1 protein-coding gene, 1 tRNA gene, 2 rRNA genes and 1 pseudogene are annotated in these 4,117 nt (G+C 52.2%); 3 read left to right on the plus strand and 2 right to left on the minus strand.

Annotation, left to right across the window (positions count from 1 at the left end; translation table 11 throughout):
• Positions 1 to 19: 19 nt before the first annotated feature.
• The 3 genes from ACYVB7_RS17925 (at position 20) to rrf (ending at position 3,587) form a co-directional block, all read left to right on the plus strand.
• Positions 20 to 95 (plus strand) — tRNA-Ala (locus tag ACYVB7_RS17925).
• Between the two features lie 333 nt (positions 96 to 428).
• Positions 429 to 3,306, plus strand: a 23S ribosomal RNA gene (locus ACYVB7_RS17930).
• Between the two features lie 168 nt (positions 3,307 to 3,474).
• Positions 3,475 to 3,587: ribosomal RNA gene (gene rrf, locus ACYVB7_RS17935) — 5S ribosomal RNA — on the plus strand.
• A gap of 124 nt (positions 3,588 to 3,711) precedes the next feature.
• On the opposite strand, the gene ACYVB7_RS17940 is transcribed toward rrf, so the two are convergent.
• Positions 3,712 to 3,855, minus strand: coding sequence for a hypothetical protein (locus ACYVB7_RS17940; RefSeq protein WP_460509991.1), 144 nt, complete (start codon positions 3,853 to 3,855; stop codon positions 3,712 to 3,714).
• Positions 3,856 to 3,882: 27 nt separating this feature from the next.
• Positions 3,883 to 4,011: pseudogene (locus tag ACYVB7_RS17945) on the minus strand (IS66 family transposase); the annotation flags it as partial.
• Between the last annotated feature and the right edge of the window lie 106 nt (positions 4,012 to 4,117).

Consider the following 4,117-nt stretch of genomic DNA (forward strand, 5'->3'; position numbering starts at 1 on the left):
CCGAGACGTCCAGGACATTGGGGGATTAGCTCAGCTGGGAGAGCACCTGCTTTGCAAGCAGGGGGTCGTCGGTTCGATCCCGTCATCCTCCACCAATCGACGAGAGATTCATCAATAAAGTGGTTTGACGTTGAGTCAGACGGTTTTGTTGATGATTGGCTTGTGTCAATCATGGCTGATGAAAATCAGCACGGCTGTTCTTTAAAAATTCATAGAGTCGAAATCAGCGTTGCTGATGGAAAGCACACATTCGTAAAGGTTTGGTGTGCACCGTGCCATCAGCAACATTTTTGATTGCGTCAACGAATATTCAATTTTGTGAAGCAGCGATGTTTCTCAGATTTGGATGCGGCATAACGCGATTGGTGAAAGACCAATCAGACATTCCTTGAACTGCTTTGATCTCGAAAGAGGTGTCAAAGTTATAGGGTCAAGTGAATAAGAGCATGTGGTGGATGCCTTGGCGATGATAGGCGACGAAGGACGTGATAGCCTGCGATAAGCTTCGGGGAGCTGGCAAATGAGCTTTGATCCGGAGATTTCCGAATGGGGAAACCCACCGAAAGGTATCGCATACTGAATACATAGGTATGCGAGGCGAACCGGGTGAACTGAAACATCTCAGTAGCCCGAGGAAAAGACATCAACCGAGATTCCGAAAGTAGTGGCGAGCGAAATTGGAAGAGCCTGCAAGTGATAGCACGACACTTAACAAAACGGTTTGGAAAGGCCGGCCATAGTGGGTGATAGCCCCGTATGTGAAAAGAGACGTGTGGTACTGAGCTTGCGAAAAGTAGGGCGGGACACGAGAAATCCTGTCTGAAGATGGGGGGACCATCCTCCAAGGCTAAATACTCATCATCGACCGATAGTGAACAAGTACCGTGAGGGAAAGGCGAAAAGAACCCCGGGAGGGGAGTGAAATAGATCCTGAAACCGCATGCTTACAAAAAGTAGGAGCCCGCAAGGGTGACTGCGTACCTTTTGTATAATGGGTCAGCGACTTACATTCAGTGGCAAGCTTAACCGAATAGGGGAGGCGTAGGGAAACCGAGTCCGAACAGGGCGAATTAGTCGCTGGGTGTAGACCCGAAACCAAGTGATCTATCCATGGCCAGGATGAAGGTGCCGTAACAGGTACTGGAGGTCCGAACCGACTAGTGTTGCAAAACTAGCGGATGAGCTGTGGATAGGGGTGAAAGGCTAAACAAACTTGGAAATAGCTGGTTCTCTCCGAAAACTATTTAGGTAGTGCCTCAAGTATTACCGACGGGGGTAGAGCACTGTTTTGGCTAGGGGGTCATGGCGACTTACCAAACCAAGGCAAACTCCGAATACCGTTGAGTACAGCTTGGGAGACAGAGCACCGGGTGCTAACGTCCGGACTCAAGAGGGAAACAACCCAGACCGCCAGCTAAGGTCCCTAAAATTGGCTAAGTGGGAAACGAAGTGGGAAGGCTAAAACAGTCAGGATGTTGGCTTAGAAGCAGCCATCATTTAAAGAAAGCGTAATAGCTCACTGATCGAGTCGTCCTGCGCGGAAGATGTAACGGGGCTCAAGCCAGTTACCGAAGCTGCGGATTCACAGTTTACTGTGAGTGGTAGGAGAGCGTTCTGTAAGCCTGTGAAGGTGTCTGGTAACGGATGCTGGAGGTATCAGAAGTGCGAATGCTGACATGAGTAGCGTTAAAGGGGGTGAAAAGCCCCCTCGCCGTAAGCGCAAGGTTTCCTACGCAACGTTCATCGGCGTAGGGTGAGTCGGCCCCTAAGGCGAGGCAGAGATGCGTAGCTGATGGGAAACAGGTCAATATTCCTGTACCGATTGCAAGTGCGATGTGGGGACGGAGAAGGTTAGCTCAGCCAACTGTTGGAATAGTTGGTTCAAGCCTGTAGTCGTGCCTGGTAGGCAAATCCGCCGGGCTGAGATGAGGGGTGATAACGAGGCAGCTTGCTGCCGAAGTGAGTGATACCCTGCTTCCAGGAAAAGCCACTAAGCTTCAGCTTGCAACGACCGTACCGCAAACCGACACTGGTGCGCGAGATGAGTATTCTAAGGCGCTTGAGAGAACTCTGGAGAAGGAACTCGGCAAATTGACACCGTAACTTCGGAAGAAGGTGTGCCCTTAGTAGGTGAAGTCCCTTGCGGATGGAGCCCAACGGGGTTGCAAAAAATCGGTGGCTGCGACTGTTTATTAAAAACACAGCACTCTGCAAACACGAAAGTGGACGTATAGGGTGTGACGCCTGCCCGGTGCTGGAAGATTAATTGATGGGGTGCAAGCTCTTGATCGAAGTCCCAGTAAACGGCGGCCGTAACTATAACGGTCCTAAGGTAGCGAAATTCCTTGTCGGGTAAGTTCCGACCTGCACGAATGGCGTAACGATGGCCACACTGTCTCCTCCAGAGACTCAGCGAAGTTGAAATGTTTGTGATGATGCAATCTCCCCGCGGAAAGACGGAAAGACCCCATGAACCTTTACTGTAGCTTTGTATTGGACTTTGAACAGATCTGTGTAGGATAGGTGGGAGGCTTTGAAGCAGGGTCGCTAGATCTTGTGGAGCCAACGTTGAAATACCACCCTGGTGTGTTTGAGGTTCTAACCTAGGCCCGTGATCCGGGTCGGGGACAGTGCATGGTAGGCAGTTTGACTGGGGCGGTCTCCTCCCAAAGCGTAACGGAGGAGTTCGAAGGTACGCTAGGTACGGTCGGACATCGTGCTAATAGTGCAATGGCATAAGCGTGCTTAACTGCGAGACTGACAAGTCGAGCAGATGCGAAAGCAGGACATAGTGATCCGGTGGTTCTGTATGGAAGGGCCATCGCTCAACGGATAAAAGGTACTCTGGGGATAACAGGCTGATACCGCCCAAGAGTTCATATCGACGGCGGTGTTTGGCACCTCGATGTCGGCTCATCTCATCCTGGGGCTGTAGCCGGTCCCAAGGGTATGGCTGTTCGCCATTTAAAGAGGTACGTGAGCTGGGTTTAAAACGTCGTGAGACAGTTTGGTCCCTATCTTCCGTGGGCGCTGCAGATTTGAGGAAGCCTGCTCCTAGTACGAGAGGACCGGAGTGGACGCACCTCTGGTGTACCGGTTGTCACGCCAGTGGCATTGCCGGGTAGCTATGTGCGGAAGAGATAACCGCTGAAAGCATCTAAGCGGGAAACTCGTTCCAAGATGAGATCTGCCGGGGCCTTGAGCCCCCTGAAGGGTCGTTGAAGACCACGACGTTGATAGGCTGGGTGTGGAAGACGTGCAAGCGTTTAAGCTAACCAGTACTAATTGCCCGTGCGGCTTGACCCTATAACTTTGACAGTCCTGAAAACTTCAGGACGCAGTCATCGAATGTCTTTATGCCCTCGTGGGCGCAATCAAAAACACGCTGAAGCGATTTGGTACCCTTGGGTTCCAAGCCATCGACTCTATGAATCTGCCTGTCTGCTCTTTGAGCAGCCAGGCAACCCTTTAAAGCCTGACGACCATAGCAAGGTGGTACCACTCCTTCCCATCCCGAACAGGACAGTGAAACGCCTTAGCGCCGATGATAGTGCGGATGCCCGTGTGAAAGTAGGTCATCGTCAGGCTACCCAACCCTTCGCCCTCATACCCCTCGGTATGGGGGCTTTTGGCTTTCTGGGGCCCACGCAAAGCGTGTTTGGATGTACAGAGGTGAAAGCCGTAACTGTTCACCCCCCATCCAGAGGCGAATCAGAAGCAAGCAGAAGGATGAAGATGGACGTGCTCGGGCACCAAGGAAGGCGGGTGGATGCCCTGGAACCAAGCCGTCATGCATTGGCCCATGTACTCAAAGCTGGAGAGGCCCTGCATCGCGCAGGTCTGCACCGTGGACATGGCCGTCTCCCAGAACCGCATGCCCCGCCCTGATCGGGTGCAATACGAAATCTTTCGCTTGAGCACCAATGGCCTGAGCGCTTGCTCGGCCGCATTGTTGGTCGGATCCACCAAGGCATTGCGTGTGAACGTCCACCGGTGTTTGTCAAGAAAGATGGCCGCTTAATTTTCAAGCAGTGGATGCAGAAGGTGACTGTTTGTGCTTTGGTGGATTGAGCCAGACCTCCTTGACTTCATCCCAGTCACGCGTGGCACGCGAGTT

The organism is Hydrogenophaga soli, assembly GCF_054777695.1.

What these genes read in the sequence shown, in the direction of transcription:
- ACYVB7_RS17940 (WP_460509991.1), bottom strand. Translation starts at nt 3,855, where the DNA reads ATGTCCACGGTGCAGACCTGCGCGATGCAGGGCCTCTCCAGCTTTGAG.